Source organism: Lentzea aerocolonigenes, from assembly GCF_000974445.1.
In the GTDB taxonomy this organism is placed as follows: Bacteria; Actinomycetota; Actinomycetes; order Mycobacteriales; family Pseudonocardiaceae; genus Lentzea; species Lentzea aerocolonigenes.
This window is the reverse complement of sequence record NZ_BBOJ01000035.1, coordinates 25488-51831: the sequence shown is the minus strand read 5'-3', so window position 1 is coordinate 51831 and position 26344 is coordinate 25488. Positions and strand designations below refer to the sequence as shown.

General features: G+C 67.0%; 31 protein-coding genes and 3 tRNA genes. 6 read left to right on the top strand and 28 right to left on the bottom strand.

What is annotated here, in order from left to right:
- Positions 1 to 2 precede the first annotated feature (2 nt).
- The 12 genes from AOM45_RS45160 to rplJ all read right to left on the bottom strand — a co-directional run bounded on the left by AOM45_RS45160 (position 3) and on the right by rplJ (position 11371).
- Positions 3 to 503, bottom strand: a complete 501-nt coding sequence (locus AOM45_RS45160; RefSeq protein WP_030473486.1) for an Rv1363c family protein — start codon at positions 501 to 503, stop codon at positions 3 to 5.
- Positions 503 to 1732 carry an MCE family protein gene (locus tag AOM45_RS45155; RefSeq protein WP_030473487.1) on the bottom strand — a complete coding sequence of 410 codons (1230 nt, stop codon included), beginning with the start codon at positions 1730 to 1732 and terminating at the stop codon, positions 503 to 505. Before AOM45_RS45155 ends, AOM45_RS45160 begins: the two co-directional genes overlap by 1 nt.
- A complete protein-coding gene (locus AOM45_RS45150) occupies positions 1729 to 2865 on the bottom strand; it encodes an MCE family protein (RefSeq protein ID WP_030473488.1) in 1137 nt (378 codons plus the stop codon). The genes AOM45_RS45155 and AOM45_RS45150 overlap by 4 nt, the downstream gene beginning before the upstream one ends.
- Positions 2862 to 4028 (bottom strand): MCE family protein, encoded by a 1167-nt coding sequence (locus tag AOM45_RS45145; RefSeq protein WP_030473489.1) that lies wholly within the window; start codon positions 4026 to 4028, stop codon positions 2862 to 2864. Before AOM45_RS45145 ends, AOM45_RS45150 begins: the two co-directional genes overlap by 4 nt.
- A complete protein-coding gene (locus AOM45_RS45140; RefSeq protein ID WP_372497482.1) occupies positions 4025 to 5035 on the bottom strand; it encodes an MCE family protein in 1011 nt (336 codons plus the stop codon). Before AOM45_RS45140 ends, AOM45_RS45145 begins: the two co-directional genes overlap by 4 nt.
- Positions 5023 to 6054, bottom strand: a complete 1032-nt coding sequence (locus AOM45_RS45135; protein ID WP_030473491.1) for an MCE family protein — start codon at positions 6052 to 6054, stop codon at positions 5023 to 5025. Before AOM45_RS45135 ends, AOM45_RS45140 begins: the two co-directional genes overlap by 13 nt.
- Positions 6051 to 7367, bottom strand: coding sequence for an MCE family protein (locus tag AOM45_RS45130; RefSeq protein WP_030473492.1), 1317 nt, complete (start codon positions 7365 to 7367; stop codon positions 6051 to 6053). The genes AOM45_RS45135 and AOM45_RS45130 overlap by 4 nt, the downstream gene beginning before the upstream one ends.
- Positions 7364 to 8173, bottom strand: coding sequence for an MlaE family ABC transporter permease (locus tag AOM45_RS45125; RefSeq protein WP_030473493.1), 810 nt, complete (start codon positions 8171 to 8173; stop codon positions 7364 to 7366). The genes AOM45_RS45130 and AOM45_RS45125 overlap by 4 nt, the downstream gene beginning before the upstream one ends.
- Complete coding sequence (locus AOM45_RS45120) at positions 8173 to 8958, bottom strand: MlaE family ABC transporter permease (protein ID WP_030473494.1); 786 nt, start codon at positions 8956 to 8958, stop codon at positions 8173 to 8175. Before AOM45_RS45120 ends, AOM45_RS45125 begins: the two co-directional genes overlap by 1 nt.
- Positions 8955 to 10022 (bottom strand): ABC transporter ATP-binding protein, encoded by a 1068-nt coding sequence (locus AOM45_RS45115; protein ID WP_030473495.1) that lies wholly within the window; start codon positions 10020 to 10022, stop codon positions 8955 to 8957. Before AOM45_RS45115 ends, AOM45_RS45120 begins: the two co-directional genes overlap by 4 nt.
- Positions 10023 to 10373: 351 nt before the next feature.
- On the bottom strand, positions 10374 to 10760 hold the full coding sequence (gene rplL, locus AOM45_RS45110) for a 50S ribosomal protein L7/L12 (RefSeq protein ID WP_030473496.1): 387 nt from the start codon (positions 10758 to 10760) through the stop codon (positions 10374 to 10376).
- A 56-nt stretch (positions 10761 to 10816) separates the two neighbouring features.
- Entirely contained in the window at positions 10817 to 11371 is a 555-nt protein-coding gene (gene rplJ / locus AOM45_RS45105) for a 50S ribosomal protein L10 (RefSeq protein ID WP_030473497.1), read from the bottom strand.
- A 245-nt stretch (positions 11372 to 11616) separates the two neighbouring features.
- Here rplJ and AOM45_RS45100 point away from each other — a divergent pair, with 245 nt between their 5' ends.
- From AOM45_RS45100 to AOM45_RS53615, 3 genes are read left to right on the top strand one after another with little or no spacing between them, the layout of a single operon-like run.
- Positions 11617 to 12318: a hypothetical protein gene (locus tag AOM45_RS45100; RefSeq protein ID WP_030473498.1), complete on the top strand. Its 702-nt coding sequence runs from the start codon at positions 11617 to 11619 to the stop codon at positions 12316 to 12318.
- Positions 12319 to 12327: 9 nt separating this feature from the next.
- Positions 12328 to 12495 carry a hypothetical protein gene (locus tag AOM45_RS51565; RefSeq protein WP_156094434.1) on the top strand — a complete coding sequence of 56 codons (168 nt, stop codon included), beginning with the start codon at positions 12328 to 12330 and terminating at the stop codon, positions 12493 to 12495.
- Between the two features lie 29 nt (positions 12496 to 12524).
- A complete protein-coding gene (locus AOM45_RS53615) occupies positions 12525 to 12650 on the top strand; it encodes a hypothetical protein (protein ID WP_269083679.1) in 126 nt (41 codons plus the stop codon).
- A 62-nt stretch (positions 12651 to 12712) separates the two neighbouring features.
- Here the strand turns inward: AOM45_RS53615 and rplA are convergent, their stop codons facing one another.
- From rplA to AOM45_RS45040, 12 genes are all read right to left on the bottom strand, one after another.
- On the bottom strand, positions 12713 to 13423 hold the full coding sequence (gene rplA / locus AOM45_RS45095) for a 50S ribosomal protein L1 (protein ID WP_030473499.1): 711 nt from the start codon (positions 13421 to 13423) through the stop codon (positions 12713 to 12715).
- Between the two features lie 79 nt (positions 13424 to 13502).
- Positions 13503 to 13937 (bottom strand): 50S ribosomal protein L11, encoded by a 435-nt coding sequence (rplK, locus tag AOM45_RS45090; RefSeq protein WP_030473500.1) that lies wholly within the window; start codon positions 13935 to 13937, stop codon positions 13503 to 13505.
- An 87-nt stretch (positions 13938 to 14024) separates the two neighbouring features.
- Positions 14025 to 14810, bottom strand: a complete 786-nt coding sequence (gene nusG / locus AOM45_RS45085; protein ID WP_030473501.1) for a transcription termination/antitermination protein NusG — start codon at positions 14808 to 14810, stop codon at positions 14025 to 14027.
- A 40-nt stretch (positions 14811 to 14850) separates the two neighbouring features.
- Complete coding sequence (gene secE / locus AOM45_RS45080) at positions 14851 to 15264, bottom strand: preprotein translocase subunit SecE (RefSeq protein WP_030473502.1); 414 nt, start codon at positions 15262 to 15264, stop codon at positions 14851 to 14853.
- A gap of 34 nt (positions 15265 to 15298) precedes the next feature.
- Positions 15299 to 15371: transfer RNA gene (locus tag AOM45_RS45075), tRNA-Trp, on the bottom strand.
- 236 nt (positions 15372 to 15607) lie between these two features.
- Positions 15608 to 16015: a MaoC/PaaZ C-terminal domain-containing protein gene (locus tag AOM45_RS45070; protein WP_030473503.1), complete on the bottom strand. Its 408-nt coding sequence runs from the start codon at positions 16013 to 16015 to the stop codon at positions 15608 to 15610.
- Entirely contained in the window at positions 16012 to 16461 is a 450-nt protein-coding gene (locus tag AOM45_RS45065; RefSeq protein ID WP_030473504.1) for a MaoC family dehydratase N-terminal domain-containing protein, read from the bottom strand. Before AOM45_RS45065 ends, AOM45_RS45070 begins: the two co-directional genes overlap by 4 nt.
- Positions 16462 to 16552: 91 nt before the next feature.
- Complete coding sequence (gene rpmG, locus AOM45_RS45060; protein ID WP_015105301.1) at positions 16553 to 16717, bottom strand: 50S ribosomal protein L33; 165 nt, start codon at positions 16715 to 16717, stop codon at positions 16553 to 16555.
- Positions 16718 to 16913: 196 nt separating this feature from the next.
- A tRNA-Met gene (locus AOM45_RS45055) sits at positions 16914 to 16986 on the bottom strand.
- Positions 16987 to 17028: 42 nt separating this feature from the next.
- A tRNA-Thr gene (locus AOM45_RS45050) sits at positions 17029 to 17104 on the bottom strand.
- 74 nt (positions 17105 to 17178) lie between these two features.
- The gene (locus AOM45_RS45045) at positions 17179 to 19785 is read right to left on the bottom strand and encodes a putative bifunctional diguanylate cyclase/phosphodiesterase (RefSeq protein ID WP_030473505.1); all 2607 of its coding nucleotides are present in this window, start codon (positions 19783 to 19785) and stop codon (positions 17179 to 17181) included.
- 159 nt (positions 19786 to 19944) lie between these two features.
- On the bottom strand, positions 19945 to 20697 hold the full coding sequence (locus AOM45_RS45040; RefSeq protein WP_030473506.1) for a PhzF family phenazine biosynthesis protein: 753 nt from the start codon (positions 20695 to 20697) through the stop codon (positions 19945 to 19947).
- A 31-nt stretch (positions 20698 to 20728) separates the two neighbouring features.
- Here AOM45_RS45040 and AOM45_RS45035 point away from each other — a divergent pair, with 31 nt between their 5' ends.
- The gene (locus AOM45_RS45035; protein WP_051784737.1) at positions 20729 to 21523 is read left to right on the top strand and encodes a GNAT family N-acetyltransferase; all 795 of its coding nucleotides are present in this window, start codon (positions 20729 to 20731) and stop codon (positions 21521 to 21523) included.
- 165 nt (positions 21524 to 21688) lie between these two features.
- A complete protein-coding gene (locus tag AOM45_RS45030) occupies positions 21689 to 21898 on the top strand; it encodes a hypothetical protein (protein WP_236704069.1) in 210 nt (69 codons plus the stop codon).
- A 116-nt stretch (positions 21899 to 22014) separates the two neighbouring features.
- Here AOM45_RS45030 and AOM45_RS45025 read toward each other — a convergent pair whose 3' ends face one another.
- The 4 genes from AOM45_RS45025 to AOM45_RS45010 all read right to left on the bottom strand — a co-directional run bounded on the left by AOM45_RS45025 (position 22015) and on the right by AOM45_RS45010 (position 24859).
- Positions 22015 to 22440 (bottom strand): carboxymuconolactone decarboxylase family protein, encoded by a 426-nt coding sequence (locus tag AOM45_RS45025; protein WP_030473509.1) that lies wholly within the window; start codon positions 22438 to 22440, stop codon positions 22015 to 22017.
- Between the two features lie 83 nt (positions 22441 to 22523).
- Positions 22524 to 23345, bottom strand: a complete 822-nt coding sequence (locus AOM45_RS45020) for a hypothetical protein (RefSeq protein WP_030473510.1) — start codon at positions 23343 to 23345, stop codon at positions 22524 to 22526.
- Complete coding sequence (locus AOM45_RS45015; RefSeq protein ID WP_156094435.1) at positions 23342 to 24019, bottom strand: protein phosphatase 2C domain-containing protein; 678 nt, start codon at positions 24017 to 24019, stop codon at positions 23342 to 23344. Before AOM45_RS45015 ends, AOM45_RS45020 begins: the two co-directional genes overlap by 4 nt.
- 51 nt (positions 24020 to 24070) lie before the next feature.
- Entirely contained in the window at positions 24071 to 24859 is a 789-nt protein-coding gene (locus AOM45_RS45010; protein WP_030473512.1) for a toll/interleukin-1 receptor domain-containing protein, read from the bottom strand.
- Between the two features lie 576 nt (positions 24860 to 25435).
- On the opposite strand from AOM45_RS45010, the gene AOM45_RS51555 reads away from it, so the two are divergent.
- A complete protein-coding gene (locus AOM45_RS51555) occupies positions 25436 to 26254 on the top strand; it encodes a hypothetical protein (protein WP_156094436.1) in 819 nt (272 codons plus the stop codon).
- The last annotated feature ends 90 nt before the right edge of the window (positions 26255 to 26344 follow it).

Here is a 26344-nt window from a genome sequence, read left to right as displayed (position 1 = left end):
GATCAGACGCCCGCCCGCAGCGGGCCCAGCTGGCTCAGCTTCCAGCCGTCCTCGGTGCGGGTGAGCTTGGTCAGGTACCGGTTGATCTTGGTGACCTGCTTGCCGTCGGCGGGCGTCACGGTGCTCTCGACGACGGCGATCATCGACGCGCTGCCCGCCCGGTCGTCGAGCTCGGTGATGGCCGAGTCGAGGACCTTGGACGTCGTCACGGACTTGGCGTCGACCAGCTGCTTCTTGCGCGAGTCCTTGTCCTTGTCGATCTCCGCGCGCAGCTCGCCGGTGGACGAGTTCAGCCAGCGCTGGAGGTCCTCGTCCACCTTCTTGTAGTCGAGCGTCAGGAAGTTCGCGATGCCGACCTGGCCGGAGCGCAGGGCATCGTCGCGCGTGGCGGCGAACTGCGACTCCGACGAGTGCGACGCCGAGTACCAGGCCACGCCGAAGTACGCGGCGTACCCGAACGTCAGCACCGCCAGCACCACGGCGACCACCGTGAAGATCCGCACTACTTCTTCCCTTCCGGCAAACCGAGCAGCTGGCCCAGCGACGTCAGCAACGGCAGCTCCGGGGCTGTCTGCTGGCCGGCCGGCTCCTGGCCCGGCTGCGTCGTCGCGTTGCCGACCGGCGTCGTCGGCGTTCCACCGTACGGCGCATTCTGCGAGCCTCGCACCGATGTCGCCGACCCGCGCGCGAGAGCGCAGTACGCCTGTGTGTTCAACGGCGCCGCGGACGTGTCATTGCCCTGACGGATGGTCGTGCCCTCGTAGCCGACCGTGCACGGCATCGGGTCGAAGACGTTCAGCGCGAGCCCGAAGTGGGCCGTCCCGTCTCCTGGCGCCACGCTGAAGCCGCCACCGACGGCGATCGGGTACGTCACGGCGATCTGCTCCAGGCCGTCGCGCCTGGTCACGAGGATGTTCGACGTGGTCAGCAGGTTCGCGAAGACCACCCCGAGGTTGGGCCCGCTCTCCTTCAGCAACGCCGAGACCTGCTCCGAGGCGGGCGGCACGGCCACGATCAGCCGCCGCAGGTCGCCGTCGGAGGCTTTCAGCTGCTCCGCGATCAACCGCAGGTCACCGCTGAACGACCGGATGGCACCACCGGAAGCGGCCTGCGTGGACAGCACGATCTTGCCGTCCTTCAACAGCTGCGTGGTCTGCGGCAGGTGCTCGCGAGCCGCCGCCGTGAACGCCGCGGTGTTGTCGATCAGCACCTGGAGGTCGCCACCGGTGCCGTTGAACGCGTCGTGCAACTCGTCGACGACCGTCTTCAGCGAGTCCGTCGGCACGGACGACGCGAACGCGTCCAGGTTCGACAGCAGGCCGTCCACCGGCGGAGGCGTCTTCGTGGCAGACCGCGGGATGACCGACCCGGCCTCCAGGTAGGGCCCGGAGTCGCTCTTCGGCCGCAGGTCCACGTACTGCTCACCGACGGCCGACCGGTTCGCCACCACGGCCTCGGTCGCGGCCGGCACGCGCGGTGCGTCCGAGTCGAGCTCCAGGTCGGCCTCGATGCCGTCCGAGGTCAGGCGCAGCTGCCCGACCCGGCCAATCGTGACGCCGCGGTACGTGACCTCGGCGTTGGTGAAGATGCCACCGGAGTCGGCGAGCTGCATCGTCACGACCGTCGACGACGACTTGAACAGACCCACGTACGTCGCGCTGACGTACGAGATGCCCAGCAACGCGACCAGCACGAACGCGCCGATCTTGAGCTTGGTCCCCCGCGTGATCACTTGCGACCACCTCCCAGCAGGCCACCGAGCAGGTCGCCCAGCCCGGACCCGCTGCCCTGGTTCAGGCCCGGCAGCGGGATGTTCGGCAACGGCAACGGCGTGCCCTGCGACGGGACCAGCCCGTCGAGCGGGGACTGCCGCGACCGTCCGAGGTTGTCCAGGATCGTGCCGAGGTTGAGGTCCAGGTCGGCGTAGAGGTTCGTGTAGTCGCCCTTGATGCCGTCGACCGCCTCGTCCGGGAACGGGTAGGTCAGCAGCAGCTCGAGCGACTTCGGCAGGTTCTGCCCCGACTCGGCGAGCTTGGTCAGCGTCGGCTGCAACGCCTTCAGGTCCGCGACGATGTCGTCACGGCTCTTGTTCACCGTGTCCACCGCGACGTCGGAAAGCTTGTTCAACGACTGCAGCAACGTCACGAGCTGCGTCCGCTGCTCGGCCAGCACCTTCAGACCGGGTTCCAGGTCCGTCAGCGCGACCGCGATCTTCTCGCGCTGCTGGGCCAGCGTGCCGGCGAGCCGGTTCAGCGAGTCCAGCGCGCGGACGATCTCCGCCTTGTGCTTGTCGAGCTCCCCGACGAACGTGTTCAGGTTGCCCAGCAACGAACGCACCTGCTGCTCGTTGCCCTCCAACGCCGCGTTGAGCTCCTTGGTGATGTTCTGCAGCTGCGCGACACCACCGCCGTTGAGCAACATCGACAACGCGCCGAAGACCTCTTCGACCTCGGGGTTGCGGTTCGTCTTCGCCAACGGGATCACGGCGTTGTCGGCCAGTTTGCCCGCGGCGTCCTTGGGCTTCCCGAGCTCGACGAACTTCTCGCCGAGCAACGCGGACTGGCGCAGGTTCGCGAACGCGTTCGCCGGCAGCTGCACGTCACCGTTGACCAGCATGGTCACCTCGGCCGTCCAGCCGTCACCGGCGAGGTCGATCTTCTCCACGCGCCCGACCGGCACGTCGTTGACCTTCACGCCGGCCTGCGGCACGAGGTCCAGGACGTCCTTGAACTGCGCCTTGACCCGGTACGGGTGATCACCGACGTCCGCACCACCCGGCAACGGCATGTTGTAGACGCCGTCGAACCCGCCCGAGCCACAACCAGCCAGCACCAGGGCCGACAACACGATCGCGAGCTTCTTCACCGCGGCACCCCCGCAACGGGCAGGGGCAGCGGCAGCTTGCCCGCGTTCAGGTCGGAGATCGCCTGAGCCGGAGTGGGCAGCGGCACCGCGCCGGACAGGATCGGCTCCAGCTGCTTGCACGTCTGCGCGAGCACCTGCGGCACGTTGTTCGGCGTCGCCTGCTGGACCAGCTTGCAGATCAGCACGATCGGCGGCTGGTTCAGCTCGTTGATGTTCGCGCGGGTGTCGAGCGTGCCGGACGCCGCGTTGTAGGAGTTCTGCAGGTTGCCCAAGGCGAGCGGGGCGACGTCGAGCGTCTCCGCGAGCGCGGCGCGCTGGTTCACCAGCACCTGCGTGATCGAGGCGAGCTTGTCCACATTGGACTTCAGCACCTCGCGGTTGTCCTTGATGAAGCCCTGCACCTGGCCCAGCGCGGTCGCCAGCTCGTTCAGCGCGGCACCGAGGTCGCCGCGTTCGTCGGCGAGCATCTTCGACACGTCCGCGAGCTGCTTGTTGAAGTCCCGCACCTGGCTGTCGTTGGCCGCGAGCATCGCGGTGAACTTCTGCAGGTTGTCGACGGTGGCGAACAGGTCCTCTTTGGACCCCGACAGCGTGCGCGTGGCCTGGCCGAGGTTCTTCAACGTGTCGTTGAGCGCCTGACCGTTGCCGTCGAGGTTCTTGGCCGCGGCGTTGAGCAGGTCCGCCAACGCGCCGTCGGCGTTCGCCCCGTTGGGTCCCAGCGCGGTCGTGAGCTTGTCCAGCGACTGGTAGAGCTCGTCCAGCTCGACCGGCGTCGCGGTGCGCTCGCGCGGGATCACGGCGTTGTCGCCCATCGTCGGCCCGCCGGTGTAGGCGGGCGCGAGCTGCACGTACCGGTCGCTGACCACGCTCGGCGAGACCACGACGGCCTGCGCGTTCTCGGGGATCCGGACGTCGCGGTCGAGGGTGAAGACGACCTTGACCGTCTTGCCCTCGGGTGTGACCTCGTCGATGGTGCCGACCTTCACACCGAGCACCCGCACGTCACCACCGGGGTAGACGCCGACGGCCGCCGCGAAGTGGGCGGTGACCTTGCGGCCGTTCATCCCGGCGAACACCCACCACAGGGCAGCGGTCACGACCAGCGCGAGCACGCACGCGATCGCGATGAAACGGCCAGTCTTCGTGTTGACAGCGGTGGTCATCGCTGCACCCCCGGAGGCAGGCAGCCTTCCTCGTTGAACCCGACGACGCCGAGGTTCACCGAAGGCGGCAGCAGACCGCAGATGTAGGTGTCGAACCAACGGCCGTTGCCCAGGGTGTTCGCGAACACCCGGTAGAACGGTGCCATCAGCGCGAGGCTGCGGTCGAGGTTGTCCTGGTTGCGCTGCAGGATCGTGGTGACCCTGCCGAGCTGCTCCAGCGCGGGCTTGAGCTGGTTCTGGTTGTCCTGCACCAGACCTCTGAGCTGACGGGACAGGTCGCGGGTGCCGGTCAGCAGCGCGCTGATCGCCTCACGGCGCTTGCGCAGCTCACCGAGCAGCAGGTTGCCGTCCGAGAGCAGCTTCTCGAACTCCGCGTTGCGGTCGGCGAGCGTCTTGGTCAGCTGCCTGGTGTTGTCCAGGAGCTTCGCGAGCTGCTCGTCGCGCGAGGAGATCGTCTTCGACAGCGCGGACAGGCCGTCCAGCGCGCCGCGGACGTGCTCCGGCGAGTTCTTGAAGGTGTCCGACAGCACCGTGAAGCTGTCCGCGAGCTGCTTGGTGTCGATCTGGCCGACGGTCGTCGCGAGCCCGTTGAACGCCTCGTTCACGTCGTACGGCGCGAGCGTGCGTTCCTTCGGGATCGGGTTGCCCGGCGAGAGCGGCGCGCTGCCCTGCGGGTCGAGCGCCAGGAACTTCTGGCCCAGCAACGTCTTGATGCGGATCATCGCGGTCGTGCGGTCGCCCACCCAGGCGTCCTTGACCTTGAACGTCACCCGCACCCGGTCGCCGTTCAGCTTGACCTTGGTGACCTTGCCGACCTTCACGCCGGCGACGCGGACCTCGTTGCCCGGCACCAGCCCCGCGGCCTCGCTGAAGTCCGCGGCGTAGCTCGTGCCGCCGCCGACGATCGGCAGGTCGTCGGAGTAGAAGGCGGCGAGCAGCAGCAGGGCGATCAACGTCAGGCTGATCGCGCCGGTCCTGATCGGGTTGCGCTCCTTCATCGGCGGCACCTCTGTTGTGTCACCGGCAGCGCCGTGATCGGAATCGGGTTGTTGATGACCGGCGGCACGGCGACCTGGCCGCCGGCCTCGCACAGGAAGAAGTTGAACCACGAGCCGTAGGTCGCGGTCCGCGTGATCGTCTCCAGCTTGTTCGGCAGCCGCTGCAACATCCGGTCGACGAGCACCTCGTTGTCGCCCAACGTCTTCGAGACCAGCCCGAGCTGGGCGATGTCGTTCTTCAACGGCTCCCGGCCCTGCTCCAGCAGACCCGAGGTGGCGTTCGTCAGGTCGCCGAGCGCGGTGATCGCGTCACCGATCGGCTTGCGGTCCTGCGCGAGCCCGGACACCAGCGTCTGCAACGTGATCACGAGGTTGTTGAAGTCCTCGTCGCGCGAGTTCACAGTGTCGAGCGCGGTGTTGAGGTTGTCGACGACCTCGCCGATCACCTTGTCCTTGCTCGCCAGCGTGCTGGTCAGCGACGCCGTGTGCTCCAGCAGGCTGTCGATCGTGCTGCCTTCTCCCTGCAGCACCTGGATGATCTCGAACGACAGCTTGTTCACGTCGTCCGGCGACAGCGCCTGGAACAGCGGCTTGAAGCCGTTGAACAACACCGTCAGGTCCAGCGCGGGCTTGGTGCGCTCCAACGGGATCGTGCCGCCCTCTGGCAGCACGGCCTGGGTGTCACCGGTGCCGGACTCCAGCGCGATGTACCGCTGTCCCACCAGGTTGCGGTACTTGATCGTCGCGGTCACCGAGCCGGGCAGCTTGCGTTCGCCGTTGATCGAGAACGCGACCTCCGCGGTCTTGCGGTCCACGACCTTGATCGAGTCGACCTGCCCGACGCGGACGCCGGCGATGCGGACGTCGTCACCCTCGTTCAACGCGGTGACGTCGGTGAACTGGGCCTTGTAGTCGGTGGCACCGGCCAGGTTCACGTTGGCGATGGTCACCGCGAGCAGCGTCGTGGCGAGGATCGTGACCACCGCGAAGGTGATCAGCTTGAGCAGCGGGGCGAGCAGTCCCTTCACTTGACGGTCACCTCCGTTCCGCGCACGAGCGGTCCGAGCAGCAGGCTCGACCAGCCGGGCATGTCCTGCGGGTCGACGCCGATCCGCGGGCCGAAGAGGGCCGCGATCAACCTGGCCTCCTCCGGCGAGTTCGCGAGCCGCAGCACGTCCTGCGCGGACGACGTCGAGGTGTTGCCGGCGTTGGCGGGCGGCAGGATCCCGTCGTTCGCGACGCGTGCGGGCGGCGGCGAGCTGGAACCGTCCTGCACCGGGCCCTCCGGCGGGTACTGCGGGAACGGGTTCGGCCTCGGCACGATGTCGTAGCAGCGAGGACCGCGCTTGTCCCTGTACTCGGGCTCGTCGAGGTTCGGCTTGTACTTGCCGCGGTTCTGCGTGATCTCCAGCGTGATGTGCAGGCCGGGCTCGTTGGTGCCCTCGCCGAACGCCTTGCTGATGACCGGCTCGAACTCCGCGAGACCCTTGAGCAGGCACGGGTACTCGGGCGCGTACTTGGCGAGCAACTCGAGCGTCGGCCGGCTGGTGTCGGCGAGGCCGATGATGTTGTTCTTGTTGACCGTGACGAAGCTCGTGAGGTCCTGCGACGTCGTGGTCAGCGACCCGTACAGCGCGAGCAGGTTGTCCCGCTGCTCGACGACGGTCTTGGTCGTCGTGGTCATGTCGTTGAGCGCCTGCAACAGGTCCGGTGCGGCGTCGGCGTAGACGTTCGAGACGTCCGCGAGCTTGGAGATGTTCTCCTTCAACGCCGGGAGCTGCGGGTTGAGCTCACCGAGGTACTGGTCGAGCGACACCAGCGTCTGACCGAGGGGCTTGCCGCGGCCGTCGAGCGCCTGCGACAACGCGGTCAGCGTGGTCGCGAGCTTCTCCGGCTGGATCGACTGGAGCACGGGCATCAGGTTGTCCAGCACGCGTTCGAGCTCGATCGCGCTGCTGGTCCGGTCCTGCTCGATGACCGCACCCTCTTTGATGGCCGCGCTCTTCTGCTGCGGCAACACGAGGTTCACGTACCGCTCGCCGAACAACGTCTTGGGCAGCAGGCGCGCGCTGACGTTGGACGGGATCTGCGAGACCTTGTCCGGCAGCAGGGCCAGCTCCAGCTCGGCGCCGTCACCGCTGGTGCGGATGGCCTTCACCGAGCCGACGATCAGGCCGCGCACCTTGACGTCGCTCGCGGTCTGCAGCTGGTTGCCGATGTGGTCGGTCTTGAGCGTGACCTTCACGTAGTCGCTGAAGGCGTCCTTGTACAGCGCCACCGTGAGCGACAGGAACATGGCGATCGCGAGAAGAAAGGCGATGCCCAGCACGCGTTTCCTCATCCCGCGATCCTCACCGTCGTCGTCGCACCCCAGATCGCGAGGCTCAGGAAGAAGTCGAGCAGCGCCGTCGTGACGATCGCGGTCCGCACCGCGCGGCCGACCGCCACACCGACGCCCGCCGGACCACCGGACGCGCGGTAGCCGTAGTAGCAGTGGGTCATGATGATCACGACCGCGAAGACCAGCACCTTGCCGAACGACCAGAGCACGTCGATCGGCGGTAGGAACAGGTTGAAGTAGTGGTCGTACGTGCCTGCCGACTGCCCGTAGAACTCGACGGTGATCGTCCGGGCCGCGAGATAGCTGGTCAGCAGGCCGATCACGTACAGCGGGATGATCGCGACGAACCCGGCGATGATCCGCGTGGTGACGAGGAACGGCAGGCTGGGGATGCCCATGACCTCGAGCGCGTCGATCTCCTCGGAGATCCGCATGGCGCCGAGCTGAGCCGTGAAGCCGGACCCGACCGTGGCGCTCAAAGCGAGGCCGGCCACCAACGGCGCGATCTCACGGGTGTTGAAGTAGGCGCTCACGAAGCCGGCGAACGCGCTCGTGCCGATCTGGTTCAGGGCCGTGAAGCCCTGCAGGCCGACGACCGTGCCGGTGAAGACGCTCAGTCCCACCATCACGCCGATCGTGCCGCCGATGACCGCGAGCGCGCCGCTGCCGAAGCTGACCTCGGCCAGCAGCCGCATCGTCTCCTTGGAGTACCGCTTGATCGCGCGAGGGGTCCACGCCAGCGCCTTGATGTAAAACGACAGCTGGTCGCCGAACCCGTCCAGAGTGGACAACGCCTTGTTCGCCATCAGCTCCCCTTCGCGGGCACGACCTGCAGGTAGATCGTGGTGAGGACGAAGTTGACGAAGAACAGCAGCAGGAACGTGATGACCACGGCCTGGTTCACCGCGTCACCCACGCCCTTCGGCCCACCGGCCGGGTTGAGCCCCCGGTACGCGGCCACGATGCCCGCGATGAACCCGAAGATCAGCGCCTTGATCTCGCTGATCCAGAGGTCGGGCAGCTGCGCCAGCGCGCTGAAGCTCGCGAGGTACGCACCCGGCGTGCCGTCCTGCATGATCACGTTGAAGAAGTAGCCACCGAGCACGCCGACGACGCTGACCATGCCGTTGAGCAGCACGGACACGAGCATCGCGGCCAGCACCCGAGGCACGACCAGCCGGTGGATCGGGCTCACACCGAGCACTTCCATCGCGTCGATCTCTTCGCGGATCTTGCGCGACCCGAGGTCCGCACAGATCGCCGAGCCACCAGCACCCGCGATGAGCAGCGCCGTCACGATCGGACTGGCCTGCTGGATGATCGCGAGCACGCTGGCCGCACCGGTGAACGACTGCGCACCGATCTGCCGCGTGAGGGACCCGAGCTGCAACGCGATGACCGCGCCGAACGGGATGCTGACGAGGGCCGTCGGCAGCACCGTGACGCTGACGATGAACCAGCTCTGCTGGATGAACTCCCGCAGCTGGAACGGCCGGCGGAACGACGTCCGCACGACGTCGATGCCGAGCTGGCACAGCTTCCCGGTCTCCCGCAGCGCCCCGGCGCCGGGGAAAGTCGTCTGAGCAGTCACAGCACACCGCCGTGGCGAGGCCAGGGGCTGGGCGAGGGTGCGTGAACGGGAGCCCCGGCGTGCACGCCGTACCGCGCCTGCTCCTCCGGCGTCAGGCTGGCGATGATCCCCTGCTGAGCCTCGTGCGGCAGCTGGTGAATGATCGACATGACCCGGTCCTTGCGCCGCCGGACAGCGTCCCGGTACGGCAGGCCGGGCGTCGGCTCCAACTGCGGCACAACCCCGCGCATGTCCTCGTCCGGTGACCCGTCCGAGTGCCCGGCGTCCGCATGAGCCTGCTCGGCGGCCATCGTGGCCTGGTCCTTCTCCTCGGACATGCCGATGGGCCCGAGCCGCCGCCCGTTGAGGAACTGCTCGACAACGGGTTCGTCACTGGTCAGCAGCACCTCGCGGGGCCCGAACATGACGAGCTCCCGCCGGAACAACATGCCGAGGTTGTCCGGTACGGTCCGGGCAATGTTGATGTTGTGCGTGACGATGAGAATCGTCGCGTCGATCTGCGCGTTGAGATCGATGAGCAACTGGCTCAGATAAGCCGTGCGCACCGGATCGAGCCCGGAGTCCGGCTCGTCGCACAAAATGATCTCGGGGTCGAGAACGAGCGCCCGAGCCAAACCGGCCCGCTTGCGCATACCGCCGGAGATCTCACCGGGAAGCTTCTTCTCAGCCCCGACGAGACCGACCATCTCCATCTTCTCGAGGACGATGCGCCTGACCTCGGCCTCGCTCTTGCGGGTGTGCTCGCGCAACGGAAAGGCGATGTTGTCGTACAGGTTCATCGACCCGAACAACGCACCGTCCTGGAACAGCACGCCGAACATCTTCCGAATCTCGTAGAGCTTGTGCTCGGAGCACCGCACGAGATCCGTCCCGTTGATGACGATCTTGCCTTTTTCCGGCTTGAGCAGCCCCACCAGCGACTTCAGGAACACGCTCTTGCCGGTACCCGATGGCCCGAGCATCACGCTGACCTCACCGGGCGGCAACGTGAGCGTCACGTCCTGCCAGATGGTCTGCTTGCCGAAGGACTTGGTCAGACCCTCGACGACCACCTCGACGCCCATCCGCACCTCCGCACACGCCCAAGACGCCGCGGTGTCCGGCGTCATACCTGGGCAACGAGTTCGTTCGCGGCAGGTTACTCACCAGTTGGCCTAACGCCGGTTGCGTTCCGATAACGCCGCCGGTTCGTACACCCCCAAACCAGCCACATCCACCCGTTCCAGACGTCACGCGGGGACCCTGCGTACGCATATGCAGTACGTGGGGTCCCCGCGTGAGGCTCGCAAACACGTGTGGGTGATGTGCGGCACACCCGGCAGCAGATATGCAAAACGGGCGTGCACCCCCGTTGAAAGGTGCACGCCCGTTTCAGGCACTGCGAGGCAGAGCGCGAGCCCCCGGAGGGGCTCAGATCACTTGAGGGTGATCTTGGCGCCCGCAGCCTCGAGCTTCTCCTTGGCGGCGTCGGCGACGTCCTTCGCCACGTTCTCCAGGAGCGGCTTCGGAGCGGACTCGACCAGCTCCTTGGCCTCCTTCAGGCCCAGGCCCGAGACGACCTCGCGGACGACCTTGATGACCTGGATCTTCTTGTCACCGGCGGACTCGAGGACGACGGTGAACTCGTCCTTCTCCTCCTCGGCGGGGGCAGCCGGGCCGGCCGGGCCGGCGGCAGCGACGGCGACCGGCGCCGCGGCGGTGACCTCGAAGGTCGTCTCGAACTGCTTCACGAAGTCCGACAGCTCGAGGAGGGTCATCTCCTTGAACGCGTCGAGCAGCTCTTCGGTGCTGAGCTTCGCCATGATCGGCGGTCCTTTCTAATCTCCCGCGCGAAAGCGTCGGGTGTGTCTTCGGGTGATCAGCTTTCGGCGGGAGCGTCGGCCTCGGCGGCGGGAGCCGCAGAGCCCTTCTTCTCCTGCAGGGCAGCAGCCAGGCGAGCGACCTGGGAAGCCGGGGCGTTGAACAGACCCGCGGCCTTGGCCAGGTTGCCCTTCATCGCGCCCGCGAGCTTCGCGAGCAGCACCTCACGGCTCTCGAGGTCCGCGATAGCGGTGACCTCGTCGACCGAGAGCGGGCGGCCATCCATGTAGCCGCCCTTGATGACCAGGGCCTTGTTGTCCTTCGCGAAGTCGCGGATCGCCTTGGCGGCGTCGACGGGCTCGCCCTCGACGAACGCGATGGCGGTCGGGCCGGCGAGAAGGGCCTCGAGGCCCTCGATGCCGGCGTCCGCGGCGGCCAGCTTGACCAGCGTGTTCTTCGCGACGGTGTACTTGGTGCCCGCGCCGAGAGCGCGACGCAGCGTGGTGAGCTGCGCCATGGAGAGGCCACGGTACTCGGTGACAACCGCTGCCGAGCTGCTGCGGAACTGGTCCGCGAGCTCAGCGACCGCCGTAACCTTGCTGGGCTTCGCCATGATCGCCTCCTCTCTGGGCTGGGTTAGACCACCAGCTTTCGAGAAGGTCCCGAAACAACAGAAACGCCCACGCGCACAAGCAGCACGGGGCGTTGCAAGAGCTAGCCTCGTCCTCCCTGCGCGGGCCGCCCGTGTTGCAACGGGGCCTTCGTTCTCCTCGCGGAGAAAACCAGCGGTCTTCGGTAGAACCACGGAAGAGACTACGCGAGTCGTGTCCGCCGATCCAAATCGGCATGATGTGACGTGTGACCGACGAGCCCGGCAAGGACCTCGCGCCCCGCCAGCCGCAGCCGCCCGCCCCGCCGATGGATCCGGAGCAGCTGCGGCAGTTCCAGGAGTTCCAGCGCTTCCAGGAGTTCCAGCGCTACCAGGAGGCGACGGGCCAGGCGCCCCAGCCGCCCCAGCAGTCAGGCGGCAAGCGCTGGTGGCTCGTCGTGCTCGGCAGCCGCATCTTCTGGCGCGCGCTCTTCCTGCTCCTGGTCGTCATCTCCGTGGTGTGGGCCTACAACCACTTCTTCGGCGTGGACGACCCTGGCGACATCGCCCAGGACAGCGGCGGCGTGACCGGACCGGCCCAGGGCCTCTCCGCCCCCGCCGGCCTCCAGGGCACCGTGGGCATGTTCTACAAGCACGTCTCGTTCGCCGACACGACCCGCGCCTGCACGCTCTTCCTCCGCGACGACACGCGTCAGAAGTTCGCCAACGCCTACGGCGCAAGCGATTGCCCTGCCGCCGTGAAGTCCCTGAAGACCCAGGTGACCAGCGTCGACAAGTACCAGCAGGTCATGTTCCCGCCGGACATGCTCAAGACGCCGACCACGACCAAGGTCACCATCGACTCGTGCGCCCTGACCGTCGAGGGCGGTCCGCGCCTGGGGTCGTTCGTGGTGGAGAAGGTCGGCTCGGGCTGGGTCATCACCGACTGGTCGCCCAGCACCTGTGGTTGATTCGGGTGCATGGCAAATGCACTGGGGGTGCCGAGCCCCGACAAGGTCGCGTACATGGACACCGTCGCCGCCGCGAACTCCAGGTTCCACGACCACCCGCACGTCGAGATCCACCTCGGTGACGGCCACGCGCTGCCGACGCGCGCCCAAGCCGGGCGGCCAGCTGCGCATCGGTGAACCCGACTGGGATTCGCTGGTCGTCGCCGATGGTCCGCAGCGCCACCATCGGACGCCAGCTCGCTCGTCTGGCGCGCCTGGCCGGTTTCGAGATCGAGAGGCCGTGCACAGCCGCACCGCTGGTGTTCCTGCTGGCAGCGCGCAAACCCTTGTGACACAAAGCGAAAGGCCCCCGGCGAACCGGGGGCCTCTCTCAGGCGATCTAGAACCGCGAGGCTCAGGCCTCGTCCACCAGCATGTTGCGGGTGCGGTTCGGGTCGACCGGGATGCCGGGGCCCATCGTCGTGGAGACGGTGACCTTCTTGACGTACCGGCCCTTGGCCGCGGACGGCTTGGCGCGGAGCACCTCGTCCAGCGCGGCCGCGTAGTTCTCGACCAGCTTCTCGGGGTCGAACGACACCTTGCCGATGACGAAGTGCAGGTTGGCCTGCTTGTCAACGCGGAAGTTGATCTTTCCGCCCTTGATGTCGTTGACGGCCTTGGCGACCTCGGGGGTCACGGTGCCGGTCTTGGGGTTCGGCATCAGGCCACGCGGGCCCAGGATGCGGGCGATGCGGCCGACCTTCGCCATCTGGTCGGGGGTCGCGATCGCGGCGTCGAAGTCGAGCCAGCCACCCTGGATGCGCTCGATCAGGTCCTCGGAGCCAACGGCGTCCGCACCGGCGGCCTCGGCCTCGGCGGCCTTGTCACCGGTTGCGAAGACGATCACGCGGGCGGTCTTGCCCGTACCGTGCGGCAGGTTCACGGTGCCGCGGACCATCTGGTCGGCCTTGCGAGGGTCGACGCCGAGGCGAATCGCGACCTCGACGGTCGAGTCCAGCTTCACCTTGGACGTTTCCTTGGCGAGCTTGGCGGCCTCCAGCGGCGAGTACAGCCGCTCCCGGTCCACCAGCTCGGCGGCGGCCTTGTAGGCCTTGCTGCGCTTCATAACTTCTGTCCTTACCGTGGATCAGTTCGTGGTGAATGAGCCGCGCTCGGCTCTCCCACGCTTGCGTGAAAGGTCTTGGTCAGCCTTCGACCGTGATGCCCATGGAACGGGCGGTGCCGGCGATGATCTTCGCGGCCTGGTCGATGTCGTTCGCGTTCAGGTCGACCATCTTGGTCTGGGCGATCTGGCGGACCTGCTCCATGGTCACCTTGGCGACCTTGACGCGGTGCGGCTCGCCGGAGCCCTTCTCAACACCAGCGGCGGCGAGGATGAGTCGCGCGGCCGGCGGGGTCTTCAGCTTGAAGTCGAACGAGCGGTCTTCGTACACGGAGATCTCAACCGGCACGACCTGACCGCGCTGCGACTCGGTCGCGGCGTTGTAGGCCTTGCAGAACTCCATGATGTTGACGCCGTGCTGACCAAGCGCGGGACCAACGGGCGGCGCCGGGTTCGCGGCACCAGCCTTGATCTGCAGCTTGATGATCGCTGACAGCTTCTTCTTCTTGGGTGGCATTGTCCGTACTTCCTGTTATTGCGGTGTCCGCGCGCGGCCCTGCCAGCCGCAGCGTGGCCGATCGGTCTCCCCTCGCGGGGAAACCGCTCAGATCTTGGAGACCTGGCTGAACGACAGCTCGACCGGCGTCTCCCGGCCGAAGATCGACACCAGGACCTTCAGCTTCTGGCCGTCCGCGTTGACCTCGCTGATCGTCGCGGGCAGCGTGGCGAACGGTCCGTCCATGACGGTGACCGACTCGCCGACCTCGAAGTCGACCTCGATGGTCGGCTTCGGAGCAGCGGTAGAGGCGGCCTTCTTGCCCTCGGCGGGCTTCTGCTCACCCTGCGGGAGCAGGAACTTCAGCACCTCGTCGATGGTGAGCGGCGAGGGCTTCGAGGTGGCTCCGACGAACCCGGTCACGCCCGGCGTGTTGCGGACGGCGCTCCAGGACGCGTCGGTGAGCTCCATGCGGACCAGGATGTAGCCGGGCAGCACCTTGCGCTGCACCAGCTTGCGCTGGCCGTTCTTGATCTCGGTGACCTCTTCGGTCGGCACCTCGACCTGGAAGATGTAGTCCTCCATGTCGAGCGTGTGAATACGAGTCTCGAGGTTCGCCTTGACCTTGTTCTCGTAACCGGCGTACGAGTGCACGACGTACCAGTCGCCGGGCGCGTGGCGCAGGGCCTGACGCAGCTCTTCGGCGGGGTCGGCGATCTCTTCGTCGATCGGGGTCTCGTCGATGGCGAGAACGTCGACGTCCTCGTCGGCCTCGACGGCAGCGTCCTCGGTGGCCTCCGACTCGACCGTCTCGTCGACCGCGGCGTCCTCGGACACCTCGTCGTCGGTGAGGTCGGTCAGCTCCTGGGCGTCGACGCCGTTATCGGAGGTCACTGTGGATCTCGCTTCCTGATTGCAGCGGCAGCTGTCCGGCTCAGCCGAACAACTCGAAAACAGCCGCGCCGAAGCCGAGGTCGAGAGCCCACACCAGCGCAACCATGAAGACCACGAACACCAGCACGACGCCGGTGTAGGTGACGAGCTGCTTGCGCGTCGGCCAGATCACCTTGCGGAGTTCGCCGATGACCTCGCGGATGTAGCGGAAGAACCGCCCGATCAGCGAGGGACGCTTCTCCTGTCCGTCACGGGCCTTAGTCGGGCGACCCTTCTTCGCGTCCTCGTCCGACTCGTCGGACTTGACGACGCTCTTCTTCGACTCAGCGCTGCTGCCGTCCTTGCGGGCGGCCGGGCGAGAGGAGGCACGACGTTCACGCCGCGCCGCAGCAGTGGACGGCCGGACAGCGCCTTCGCGCTCCTCCGGCTGGTCCTGCTCGCGGCCCTCGCTCATGCCGTCCTCCACTCCACCCATGACGCTTCGACAGCAGGGGCGACAGGACTTGAACCTGCAACCTGCGGTTTTGGAGACCGCTGCTCTGCCAGTTGAGCTACACCCCTTCGGGATCTCACGAGAGATCCCCTGGCCACGCAGGAAGTGTACGGGAGGCTGTCCCGTCCATTCCAACCAGACCGCCCAAGCATCTGTCGAGCGGCCTGTCGCACAGCCTACCCACACGGGAACCGAGAACACGAATCAGGGTCGTGCAACTGAGGCGCCGCCGACCGCCGAACCTCTCGTGAGCACGGCAAACACCACCGGACCCCACCGCCCGGCGGTGTTCTTGATCACATGATCAGCCGACGCGCACGCGAGCGAAGGCGCCCGTCAACACCGACTTGCCGTCAAAAGCCGCGTTGATGTTGACCTTCACAGTTCCGTCTTCGAAGTCTTTGGTGACCTTCGCGGTCACCTCGACCAGCGCGCCCTCGTCGTCGTTGGGCACCACGACCGGCCGGCCGAACCGGCAGCCGTACTCGACGATCGCACCGGGGTCGCCGATCCACTCCGCGACGATCCGCGAGGCCACGGCCATGGTCAGCATGCCGTGCGCGATGACGTCCGGCAGGCCGACGTCCTTCGCCGTCTTCTCGTTCCAGTGGATGGGGTTGAAGTCCAGCGAGGCACCCGCGTAGCGCACCAGGTCGTCGCGCTTGAGGCGAACGGAGATGCCGGGCAGCTCGGTGCCAACCTCGACGGTCATGCGTCCTCTCCCCTCACGACGAGCATCGACTTGGCGGTGGTGACGAGCTCGCCGTCGACCGTGCTGATCTCGGTCCGCACGGTGATCATGTCGTTGCCCATGCGGGACGTGACGGCGTCGATGTGCGCCACGCTGACGAGCTGGTCGCCCGCGGTGATGGGCCGGTGGTGCGTGAAGCTCTGGTCGCCGTGCACGACACGGCTGTAGTCGAGCTTCAGCTCGGGGTCGAACATGACCGTCTCGTTGGTCTTCATCGACACCACGATCGCGAACGTCGGCGGGGCGATGACGTCCCTGTGCCCCAACGCCTTCGCGGCTTCGGCGTCGCGGTAGGCCGGGCTGGTCGCGCCGATGGCGTCGGCGAACTCGCGGATCTTCTCGCGGCTCACGTCGTACGGCTGCGACGGCGGATAACTACGTCCGATGAAGCTGGGGTCGAGTGGCACCTGAGCAGCCTATAGGGCTTCGAGGACACCGCAGAAACGACGAAGCCCGCCCCAGTTGCGGGACGGGCTTCGGCGAAGATTCGCTACGCGCTCAGCGGGTTTCCTTGTGCGCGCGGTGCGTCTTGCAGTTCGGGCAGAACTTCTTGATCTCCAGGCGGTCCGGGTCGTTGCGCCGGTTCTTCCTGGTGATGTAGTTCCGGTGCTTGCACTCCTCGCACGCGAGGGTGATCTTCGGGCGTACGTCGGTTGCAGCCACGGTCCTTGCCTTCCTGAGAGCACATGGTCCCCGGGGCCCCAGTACGGGCTTACCGCCTGGCGGGGTCGGGCCTTGTCCGGCCCTGGCATGACTTCCCGGTCAACCTACGCACCGGGGGCTTGGGGGCTTGGCCCCCAAAATCATGGCGGAGTGAGGAAGGTCCGCGCTCTCCGCGGACACACCCCACCCACTCACGTAGCGGTGGCCGGACTTGAACCGGCGACACAGCGATTATGAGCCGCTTGCTCTACCAACTGAGCTACACCGCTTTACACAACTACAGCCGCAGCGCTCAGCACTGCGGCCAGTAGTGGAGCCCCTTTACGGAATCGAACCGTAGACCTTCTCCTTACCATGGAGACGCTCTGCCGACTGAGCTAAAGGGGCTTGCTCTTTCGTTCTTGCCGAGCGAGGAGAACTCTACAACACCCGTCCACCAAGAACGAAATCCGGGGGTGCCTCTAGTGCACCAAGGTGAGCACCGTCTCATCGCGAGCACCCCTGACCTGCACGGTTCGTGCGCGCAGCCAGGCTTCGAAGCGATCTTCGGAGAGCGGCCTGGAGATCAGGTAGCCCTGAGCGACGTCGCAGCCCATCCCGACCAGCTGGTCGCGAGCCGCGTCGTCCTCCACGCCCTCGGCCACGACCACGAGACCGAGCGAGTGCCCGAGCTCCACGATCGACCGCACCACGGCCATGTCGCCGAGATCCGTGCCCATCCCGAGCACGAACGACTTGTCGATCTTCACCTCGTCCACGGGCAGCTGCCGCAGGTACGCGAGTGACGAGTAGCCCGTGCCGAAGTCGTCGACCGCCAGCACGACACCGATCGCGTGCAGGCGCCGCAGCACCGGCAGAGCGCGCTCGGGATCGGCCATGACGCCCGACTCGGTGAGCTCGAAGGTCAGCAGCCCCGAGGGCACGTCGTGGCGCGCCAGAGCGGCTTCCACGCGGTTCGGGAAGTCCTCGTCGCCCAGCGTCCGCACGGACAGGTTCACCGCGATCGACATCCGCAGCCCGCGGTCGAGCCAGCGGCGCACGCGTTCCAGCGCGCGGTCCATCACGAAGTCCGTCAGCACGTCCACGAGACCGGTGGCCTCGACGGCCGGCACGAACTCGTCCGGATCGACGCGGCCGAACTCCGGATGTGTCCAGCGCACCAACGCTTCCGCGCCCACGACCTGGCGTGAGGGCAGGGCGACCTTCGGCTGGTAGTGCACCGAGATCTGCCCGGTCTCGACGGCCTGGCGGAACTGCGTCACGAGCTGGAAGCGGCGCAGGAAGATCTGGCCCATCGAAGGCGCGTAGGCCTTCACCGGTGTGCCCTCCGACGTCGCGCGCACGGCGACGTCCGCCCGCTGCAGCAACGCGTCGGGGTCCGGGTCCTCGGTCTCGGAGTCCGCTTTGGACGCGTACCCGACGACCGCGGAGGCCTCGACCGTGAGCCGGTCGACGGGGTACGGCACGGAGAGCCCGGCGCGCAGGCGTTCCGCGATCTCGTGCGCCGCGACCGAACGCGAGTCGTCGAGGAAGGCGGCGAACGCGCCACCCTCCAGACGGGCCAGCGGAACGTCGGCGCCCAGCGCGTCGCGGAGCCGGCGTCCGGCCGCGACGACCATCCGGTTTCCCCACGCCTGGCCCAGCGCGTCGGACACCGTCGACAGGATGTCGAGGTCGATCCGCAGCACCACTCCCCGGCTCGAGTCGCGCAACGGCTCCGCGCACGCCTCGCGGAAGCCCGGCCGGTTCAGCAGGCCGGTCAGCGGGTCGTGGTAGGCGTCGTGGCGCAGGCGGGCCAGCAGACGGCGGTTGTCCACGGCCGTCGCGAGGTGCGAGGCCAGCGTCCGCAGCAGTTGGATGTCCGCCTTGCCGAAACCGCGCCAGCGGGACAGCCGGTCGTGCGCCTCGACCGCGCCGAGCAGCTGGGTCGCGCCGCGCAACGGGACGACCAGCGCCTCCTGCGCGTCGCGGCGCAGCAGGGCCTCGCTGACGTCCTCGGTCGCGTCGGCCACGCGGTAGTAGCGGACGTGCGTGCCGGGCAGCTGCAGAATCGGGTCCTCGCGCACGGCCCGCGGGTCCGTCGCGGTCATCTCCTCGGGCAGCGGTTCTCCGGCGACGAGGGTGATCATGGCTTCCTGGGGGTCGGTGCGCAGGCGCAGCACGACCCGGTTGGCGTTGAGCTGCTCGCGGATGCGTTCCGCGATGAGCTGCCACTCGTCCTCTTCGACGCCGGTGGCGAGGTCGTCGTCGGGCTGACGAGGGCCGGTGCCGTGCTGTCCCGACCTCGCGACGCGGAGGCTGACCTCGCTCAGCGCCTCGAGGTCGCGCTGTTCCCGCAGCAGTCCCGAGTAGGCGAGGTAGGTGGCCACGATGCCCGCGAGCACCAGGGCGATCAGCAGGCCGCCCCACTTCGTGGTGGAGACGATCTGGAAGCCGACGAGACCGGCCGAGGTGTTCAGCAGCGCCACGACCAGCGTCTGGAGCACGAGACGGAGGCTGTTGCCGACGCGCATCGACTTGCCCATGAGCCGCAACGCGCAGAGGCCCAGCACGCTCGCGAGCAGCGGCACGGTGATGGTGCCGACGAACGCACCCGCCCAGAACGGTCCGCCCTCGCCGATCATCCGGTTCACGGCCTCGGCGGCGGCGAAAGCGACCGAGATCTCCATGAACATGAGGCCCGCGTTGTACACGGCGCGGTCGAGGATCCGCCTGCCGAGCAACGTGCCCACGCCCGCGACCACGTGCGCGGCGAGCACGACCTCGAACGGGGCCACCAACAAGCCCAGGACCAGCGGGATCTCGGTGAAGGAGATCGTCCACGCGACGCCGCTGCGGACGTCGACGTTGATCGCGAGCTGTTCTGCCAGCAGGAAGCCGACGACGAGAAGGGGGCCGATCCAGAAGAGGGAGGTGGTCTCCTTCTCCGGCAGCCAGGCCGCGACCATGCCCGCGCAGACGACGCCGGCCACCAGGAGGGTGACGGCGAACGCGCTGAACGCGCGGTTGGTCGACTTGGCCGACCAGGCGGCCGAGTCCGACACGGGGGCCGACGCTCGGTCGGACATCCAGCCTCCTCGTCGGCCTGGGGTGGGGGGACCTCTAGGCGTGACTGAGGGGTCCCGCACTTGGCGATCAGGACCCCTCCAGGGGCACCAATGTACCCCGCTCGGGGGACGAAATGGCAGGTCGAGCACCCGTAGTGACGTCGATTCACCCAGACGTGATTAGACGTTCAGGCGCCCCCGGAGCACCGTCACGGCCTGCCCGGAGAGCAGTACGCGATCTTGTGCGAGGGTCGCCCGCACGAACCCTCCCCGCGGCGACGCCTGCTCCGCCAGCAGGTCAGCGCGCTGGAGCCGAGGCACCCAATAGGACGCCAGCGTGCAGTGGGCCGAACCGGTGACGGAGTCCTCCGGGATGCCGACGGCCGGATAAAAACAGCGACTCACGACGTCTGCTTCACCGTCGCCAGCAGCCGTCACGATTACTCCCCGTGACGAAATCTGTGCCAGTCCTTGGACGTCAGGTCGCAAGGAACGGACTTCCGCGGCGCTCCCCAACTCGATCAGGTAGTCGAAGCGCCCACGCGCCACGAACTTGATCGTCGCATGTGGCAGCGCTGCTGCTAGTCCGATTGGCGGGTCAGTCAATTCTGACGGGTCCGCCGGGAAGTCCATCCGGACCCATCCGTCGTCGTTGACGCACGTGAGGACGCCACTACGCGTGGTGAACTTCTGCTCGCCGCCGAGGACGTGCGCGGCGGCGAGCGTGGCGTGCCCGCAGAGTTCGAGCTCGCGCGTCGGCGAGAACCACCGGAGCTCGTTGTCCGAGGTGACGAAGGCCGTTCCCTCGTGCTTCAACTCGGCGGCGACCCGCTGCATCCAGTCGTCGTCGCGCGGCTCGGCGAGGAGCACGACGCCGGCGGGGTTGCCCGCGAAGGGCCGGTCGGTGAACGCGTCCACGACGAAGATCTCCACACGCGCGACCCTGCCATGCTCAGATGAGGTCGTGACGGAGATTTTCTCGTACCGCGAGACGGATCCGGATTCCCTTCTACCGACGTGGAGCCCACTGCGCGTCCACAGCCTGACCTGGCAACCGGGCTGGGACCTGCCCGCGTTGCTCGACGAGTGGGAGCACCGCCTCACCGGCCTGGACGACACGGACACCGCGGCGATCGTGACGGTGCCGAGCCACGAGACCACCAACGCGCTGCCGTTGATCCACCACGGCTTCGCCCCGCTCACGGTGATCGCCGAACGCCTGGCCGGACGGTCCGCACCGCCCCGGCCGTCCGACGTCCGCATCCGCCCCGCGACGCACGCCGACCTGGACGTCGCGGTCGAGCTGAACATGCACACGATCAGGTACGACGCGGCGTTCGGCATGGTCACCGAACGCCCGAACAGCGAGGAGCACCTCAGGTCGACGTACGCCGAGGTGCTCGACCGCGACCACGAGGCGATGTGGCTGGCCGTCCGCGGTGACACGCCCGTCGGCATGGCCTACGTCGACATGCCGTCGCACGCGCTGTGGATGGAGCGCTTCACAGAGGCGCGCCCGTTCGCCTACTTCGGACACCTCGGCGTACGGCCGGACTCCCGCGGCACCGGCGCGGGCAGCGCGCTCGTGGCGCACGTGCACGACGTGCTGGACCGCTCGGGGGTGGCGTCGACGCTGCTCCACCACGCCCTGCCGAACCCGCGGTCGACGCCGTTCTGGTACTCGCAGGGGTATCGCCCGCGCTGGACGACGTGGGCCCGCCGACCGGCTTTGCGCACGTCCCCCGGCGTGTCTTCGTGACCCGAACGGCGTAGTGAGACATGATCTACCCGTTCACACAAGCGAAGAACCCGAACGAGCCCGTACTTGTGGAACGAATCCGGCCTCTATTTCGACAAAGGGGATAGCGGATTCGGACACCACACCTGGGGGGTCGAGATGGAACTCAGCGGAAGAGCGAGGGCGATGCTGCGGGCTGTCGCGGCAGGCCGTGCCGAGGTCACCGGCGGCACGGAGCCCGAGCTGTACGTCGACGGACTGCCCTGCTGCGACCAGATGGCGACGCACGATCTCGTGCACGCGGGACTGCTGCGCCCCATGCAGCCGACGAGCTTCGGCCATCGCGTCGGCGCGGAGCTGACCGACGACGGCCGGGCGGCGCTCGCCGCGAGTTGATCGGCGTGTTGATCGCCCAATGATCGAACATCTGTTCGACATGGGGTATGCTGCGCGCTGAGGCCGGCACGCAAGAGAGAGGAAGCTCTTGCGCGCCGGCCTCGACTTCTTCGAACTCAGGCCACCTTCTGCTGCGTGGCGACGTTGAGCCGGTTCCACACGTTGATCGCGGAGATCGCGATCGTGAGCCCGCCGAGCTGGGCCTCGCTCCAGTGCTTCGCCGCCTCGTTCCACACGTCGTCACTGACGTGCACGCTGGTCATCTCCTCGGCGAGCGCGAACGCCGCCTTCTCCGCGTCCGTGTAGTACGGCACGTCCCGCCAACCGGCCACGGAGTAGACCCGCTCGTCCGTCTCGCCCGCCTTGCGCAGCAGCTTGCTGTGGTAGTCGATGCAGACCCCACAGCTGTTGATGATGCTGACCCTCAGGTAGACCAGCTCCAGGAAGTTCTTGTCCAGCCCGGTCTTCTCCGCCGCCTCGGACAGTCCCAGGAGCGCCTGCATCGCGCCGGGCACGGTCATCATCGGGTTGGCGATCCTCATCTTCGTGTCTCCCTGTCTTCGTCGTCTTCTGCCCTGTTGACCCGAGGCGCGACGGATGTGTGACAGGTTCTTCGAAGATTTTTCTAGGCCTTGGACAGCAGGATCTCCGCCCACCGCGGCAGGTCGTACCCGCGCGCCGCGGCGGCTTCCCGCACGCGGACCCGGAGCGGACCGGGCAGCGAGGCCACGTCCATCCGTTGCCTGACCCTGCCCTTGTCCACCAACAGGATTCTGGCCGCGCCGACGTCGTGACGTTCGTCGGCCTGGGGGTCCTGGAGCGCTTCGACGATCTCCGCGATCGGCGTGTCACGCAGGACCAGGCCCGGAACGTCCTCGTACGGCGGGGACTTCGTCCCGTTGCCCATCCCAGACGCACACCAGGCCAGCAGTTGCAGCACTCCCGTCACGGGATCGACGATCCGCATGCGTTTGCGCGCCTCGGCCACGTGCTTGGAGTCGGCGGCCATCGGCCAGTGGCCGACCAGATCGCCGGCCATCTCCTCCAGCGCGGGCGGCATCGCGGCGATCCAGGCCAGCCGTTCCGGCCGTTCGGCGCTGCTGAGCAACGGACCGGGCAGGCCGTGATCTCCCAGCCAGCGCAACAACTTCCCGCCGTCCGCGAGCTCCCCGTGGCCGCTGAGCCACTGCCAGGCGAGCGAGATCCCGTGGTGCATGACGACGACGGTGAGACGTTCGCCCCGTGCGTCGAAGAACTCGAACCGGACCTGTCCGCGGCACGCGCACACGTAACCCGGCAAGTCGGCGACCGCCAGGGCCGCCCGCAGCCGGTCGAGTTCGCCCGGCTCCGTCAGGTCGACGACGATCTCGCCGTACCACTCGATCTCGGAGACCCGGACGCTCGCGGCGTCGCGCAGCACGTCGTCCAGCGCCGAGAGCGTCGTCACCGGTCGAGGTACACGACGGTCGCGTCGTCGGAGATCTTCTTGCGCGGCCAGTCGACGGCCTTGGCGTCTTCCTTCTCGACCGCGCGCATCTTGCGGATGAGGTCGTCCGGCCCGTTCGCCGCCATCAGTTCGAGAGCCTTGGGCCAGTCGAAGAGGTTGAACAGGTCCACCGCACGCGCGGCGCCGTCGGAGAGGATCGCGAGGCGGCGCACGTCCTGGATCGGCACCTCGCCGGTGAGCGCGTGCTCGACGTCAGCGGCCTTCGCACCGGCCGTGCGCTTGGTCTGCGTGTCGCTCACGACGTGCAGTTCCCGCTTGGTGTCGACGACGACCGTGGCGTCACCCAGCACCAGGTACCGCAGCACGTCGTCCTTGATCTGCACCATCGCGATCGCCACGCTGGGCGAGTCGGGGTGGTCGAGGTCGCACGTGCCGTCGTGCAGCGCCGCGGCCTGCGCGATGGCCTCCTTGAGCGCCTCGGCGGGCCCGAGGTGCGCGACCCGCAGGATCTCCGCGGAGAGCTGGTCGGCGAACCACCCGACCCCGTGCTCGCACCCGTTCTCCGGCTTGGCCGTGACGCCGTCGAGCACGGCGAGCAGGTTCGGCCCGACCACGGCACGGTCCTCGCTCGGCGCCGTCGTCCTACCGGCCTCCGTGGCCATCTGCGTACGCACGTGGATCCCCCCTGCTGGATTGGCGACGACAACCTACACGCGCCGACGCCGTCATGGGCGATATCGATCTATCGCCTCGACTAGGTCGTTTCTGCCGTAGCTGACGAACCTGAACTTCCGGCCGGACCTGGTGTGCACAGTGAAGCCAGGCGGAAGAACACCGATCGTGAACGAATCGACGCGCAGGACGTCCGCGAGGCCGATTTCCACGCGTTCGGCCTTGAAGTTGAAGGAATGGGCCTCGAAGAGCAACCTCTGATCGGTGAGCGTGACCCGCCCGCCGACCTGGACGAAACCCAGAACGAGCCGGGAAGCACTCCGCTTTTCGAGAATGAGCTCACCCGTGGCACGCAGGTCGAACTGCTGCGAAATGATGGCGTCGCTGAAATGCCGGCGATAATACGGTTGGTGGAGCTCACTCTCCGGAGGCTCGATCGGCAGCCCGGGGTCCGGCACGCTCGACACCGCCGCGGCCATCCCCTCGAGCAGTGAGGCCACCGCCGCGTCCGTGGCCCCGCCGGTGAAGTCGGCGAACTGGATGGTCCGCAGCACGGCGTGCTCCCGCCCACCGACGCGGACGAGCACCGGCACGACCGGCTTGCCCATCCGAGTCGCGACGGACAACTCCCACGTGCACCACGGAGAATCGAGCATCTCCGGAGTCACGACGCAAACGAACCGGTCGCTGTTCTCGATCTTCTCCCGGATCATCGCCTTCCAGGTCTGCCCGGCCCGCAGTTCCCAGTCGACCCAGACGTTGTACCCGGCCCCGAGGAGCAAGTTCGCCATTTGCCGCGCGGCATCGACATCACGCCGGCAGTAGGAGATGAACACGTCCACCAATGTCGCCGATCGTCGAACATCAGGTTCGGTCCCGGGAATCGTAACGACGATTTCGGCAATGCGTCCACAGTCCACGATTCGCGACGGACACGGGACCCGCTCGACCTGGCGACCGCGGCTCGCTCGGGTGTCCGCGTCGGGCACGGCCGGCGCGCAGGCCCGGTTCGAGTCACGCCCGACCTGCCGACACTACAAAGGCCCTGTGACCAGTCACCTGGTCACAGGGCCTTCTGTCCTGCTGTGGCGGGTAGAGGATTCGAACCTCTGTAGCTTTCGCGACGGATTTACAGACTCGCGTGAGCACCCGCCCTGACCTGCGGCACAACCTACACTGTGCGCCACTTCGGTACGTCCCCGGTACGCAGCACAGTCGGAACCCGAGAGAGCGCCCCATGTCAGCGCCTCTGCGCATCGCCCTGATTCCAGAGCGTCACAAGCCCATCGCCGATGCAACTACAGGTGGCGCCTGCCCTTAATCCACCGAGGATGACATCCGTCAGGCTGCCGCTGCGCGGAAGTTGGATACGGATGCACACTGAGGGCAGCCACGCCGTCTACCGAAGCAGGTAGCTCATGACGCTGATAATGATGATCGCGGCAACTTGGGGAATCATGTCGTGCTCCGACCACCGGCTCACTTTGAAACCGGGCGGCAAACGAGACACTGACGCCAGCACTAAATACGTGATCGTGAGTTGTCCCGACGGATCAGCCCTCATTTCATACACAGGACTCGGCAGAGCTGGATACTCAGACGTATCCGAGTGGATGCGGGATGTACTAAGAGGCAAGATCCGGACGGTAGGCGAAACCCTTTTAGACCTACGAGAACAGGCCAGCAGAGAGCTTGGCCGAGAATCCCAAAGACACGATGTACCGCACTACTTCACCATAGGCGCGTTCGTACACGGAAGACCATGGGCGGCCACAATCACGAATGAGCAGTCAGCGTCGCCATCAGCAAAGAAGACCATCCTGACAGAATTTCACCTTGACGCCTTTGAGGTCTGCGGCTCAGATTTGACGATTAAAGGCTCTGGCGAATACGCGATCCGACCAGAAGACCGCAAGAGACTCGACGCGCTAAGCAAAAAGACACTTCGGAATCCGAGCAGCCTCATGAAGATCCTCGCAGAAACAAACAAGCGCGCCGCAGAGTCGGTACATGACCTAGCACACACCATTAGCCCATCCTCGACCGTCGTCTTTATGCCGCCTTCAGGACTTGATATATCCATCAAACGATATGGCGCCACGGATGGAGAGCCAGCACCAGAAGTTTCACACATCCTGTCGGGAATCGACCTGGGGCTAACTACTAAGGAATTCCTAAAAGGCAGTCTGACCGATGAAATAGCGACCCAAGCAGTGAAACCGAAACGGCGGCGCTAGCAACCAGCCTCAACGTGCCCCTCCGATAAACCGAGCCGTCGAATGACAGCCGCAGGACTCCCATCGGCCGAGCTCGGTACTGCTGTAGCC

What these genes read in the sequence shown, in the direction of transcription:
- AOM45_RS45115 (WP_030473495.1), bottom strand. Translation starts at nt 10,022, where the DNA reads ATGGGCGTCGAGGTGGTCGTCGAGGGTCTGACCAAGTCCTTCGGCAAG.
- rplK (WP_030473500.1), bottom strand. Translation starts at nt 13,937, where the DNA reads ATGCCACCCAAGAAGAAGAAGCTGTCAGCGATCATCAAGCTGCAGATC.
- AOM45_RS53615 (WP_269083679.1), top strand. Translation starts at nt 12,525, where the DNA reads ATGGTCCGCAGCGCCACCATCGGACGCCAGCTCGCTCGTCTGGCGCGC.
- AOM45_RS45045 (WP_030473505.1), bottom strand. Translation starts at nt 19,785, where the DNA reads ATGTCCGACCGAGCGTCGGCCCCCGTGTCGGACTCGGCCGCCTGGTCG.
- AOM45_RS51565 (WP_156094434.1), top strand. Translation starts at nt 12,328, where the DNA reads ATGGCAAATGCACTGGGGGTGCCGAGCCCCGACAAGGTCGCGTACATG.
- rplA (WP_030473499.1), bottom strand. Translation starts at nt 13,423, where the DNA reads ATGAAGCGCAGCAAGGCCTACAAGGCCGCCGCCGAGCTGGTGGACCGG.
- rplL (WP_030473496.1), bottom strand. Translation starts at nt 10,760, where the DNA reads ATGGCGAAGCTCAGCACCGAAGAGCTGCTCGACGCGTTCAAGGAGATG.
- AOM45_RS45070 (WP_030473503.1), bottom strand. Translation starts at nt 16,015, where the DNA reads ATGACCGTCGAGGTTGGCACCGAGCTGCCCGGCATCTCCGTTCGCCTC.
- AOM45_RS45145 (WP_030473489.1), bottom strand. Translation starts at nt 4,028, where the DNA reads ATGACCACCGCTGTCAACACGAAGACTGGCCGTTTCATCGCGATCGCG.
- secE (WP_030473502.1), bottom strand. Translation starts at nt 15,264, where the DNA reads ATGAGCGAGGGCCGCGAGCAGGACCAGCCGGAGGAGCGCGAAGGCGCT.
- AOM45_RS45030 (WP_236704069.1), top strand. Translation starts at nt 21,689, where the DNA reads ATGCTGCGGGCTGTCGCGGCAGGCCGTGCCGAGGTCACCGGCGGCACG.
- rplJ (WP_030473497.1), bottom strand. Translation starts at nt 11,371, where the DNA reads ATGGCGAAGCCCAGCAAGGTTACGGCGGTCGCTGAGCTCGCGGACCAG.
- AOM45_RS45125 (WP_030473493.1), bottom strand. Translation starts at nt 8,173, where the DNA reads ATGGCGAACAAGGCGTTGTCCACTCTGGACGGGTTCGGCGACCAGCTG.
- AOM45_RS45025 (WP_030473509.1), bottom strand. Translation starts at nt 22,440, where the DNA reads ATGAGGATCGCCAACCCGATGATGACCGTGCCCGGCGCGATGCAGGCG.
- AOM45_RS45130 (WP_030473492.1), bottom strand. Translation starts at nt 7,367, where the DNA reads ATGAGGAAACGCGTGCTGGGCATCGCCTTTCTTCTCGCGATCGCCATG.
- AOM45_RS51555 (WP_156094436.1), top strand. Translation starts at nt 25,436, where the DNA reads ATGACGCTGATAATGATGATCGCGGCAACTTGGGGAATCATGTCGTGC.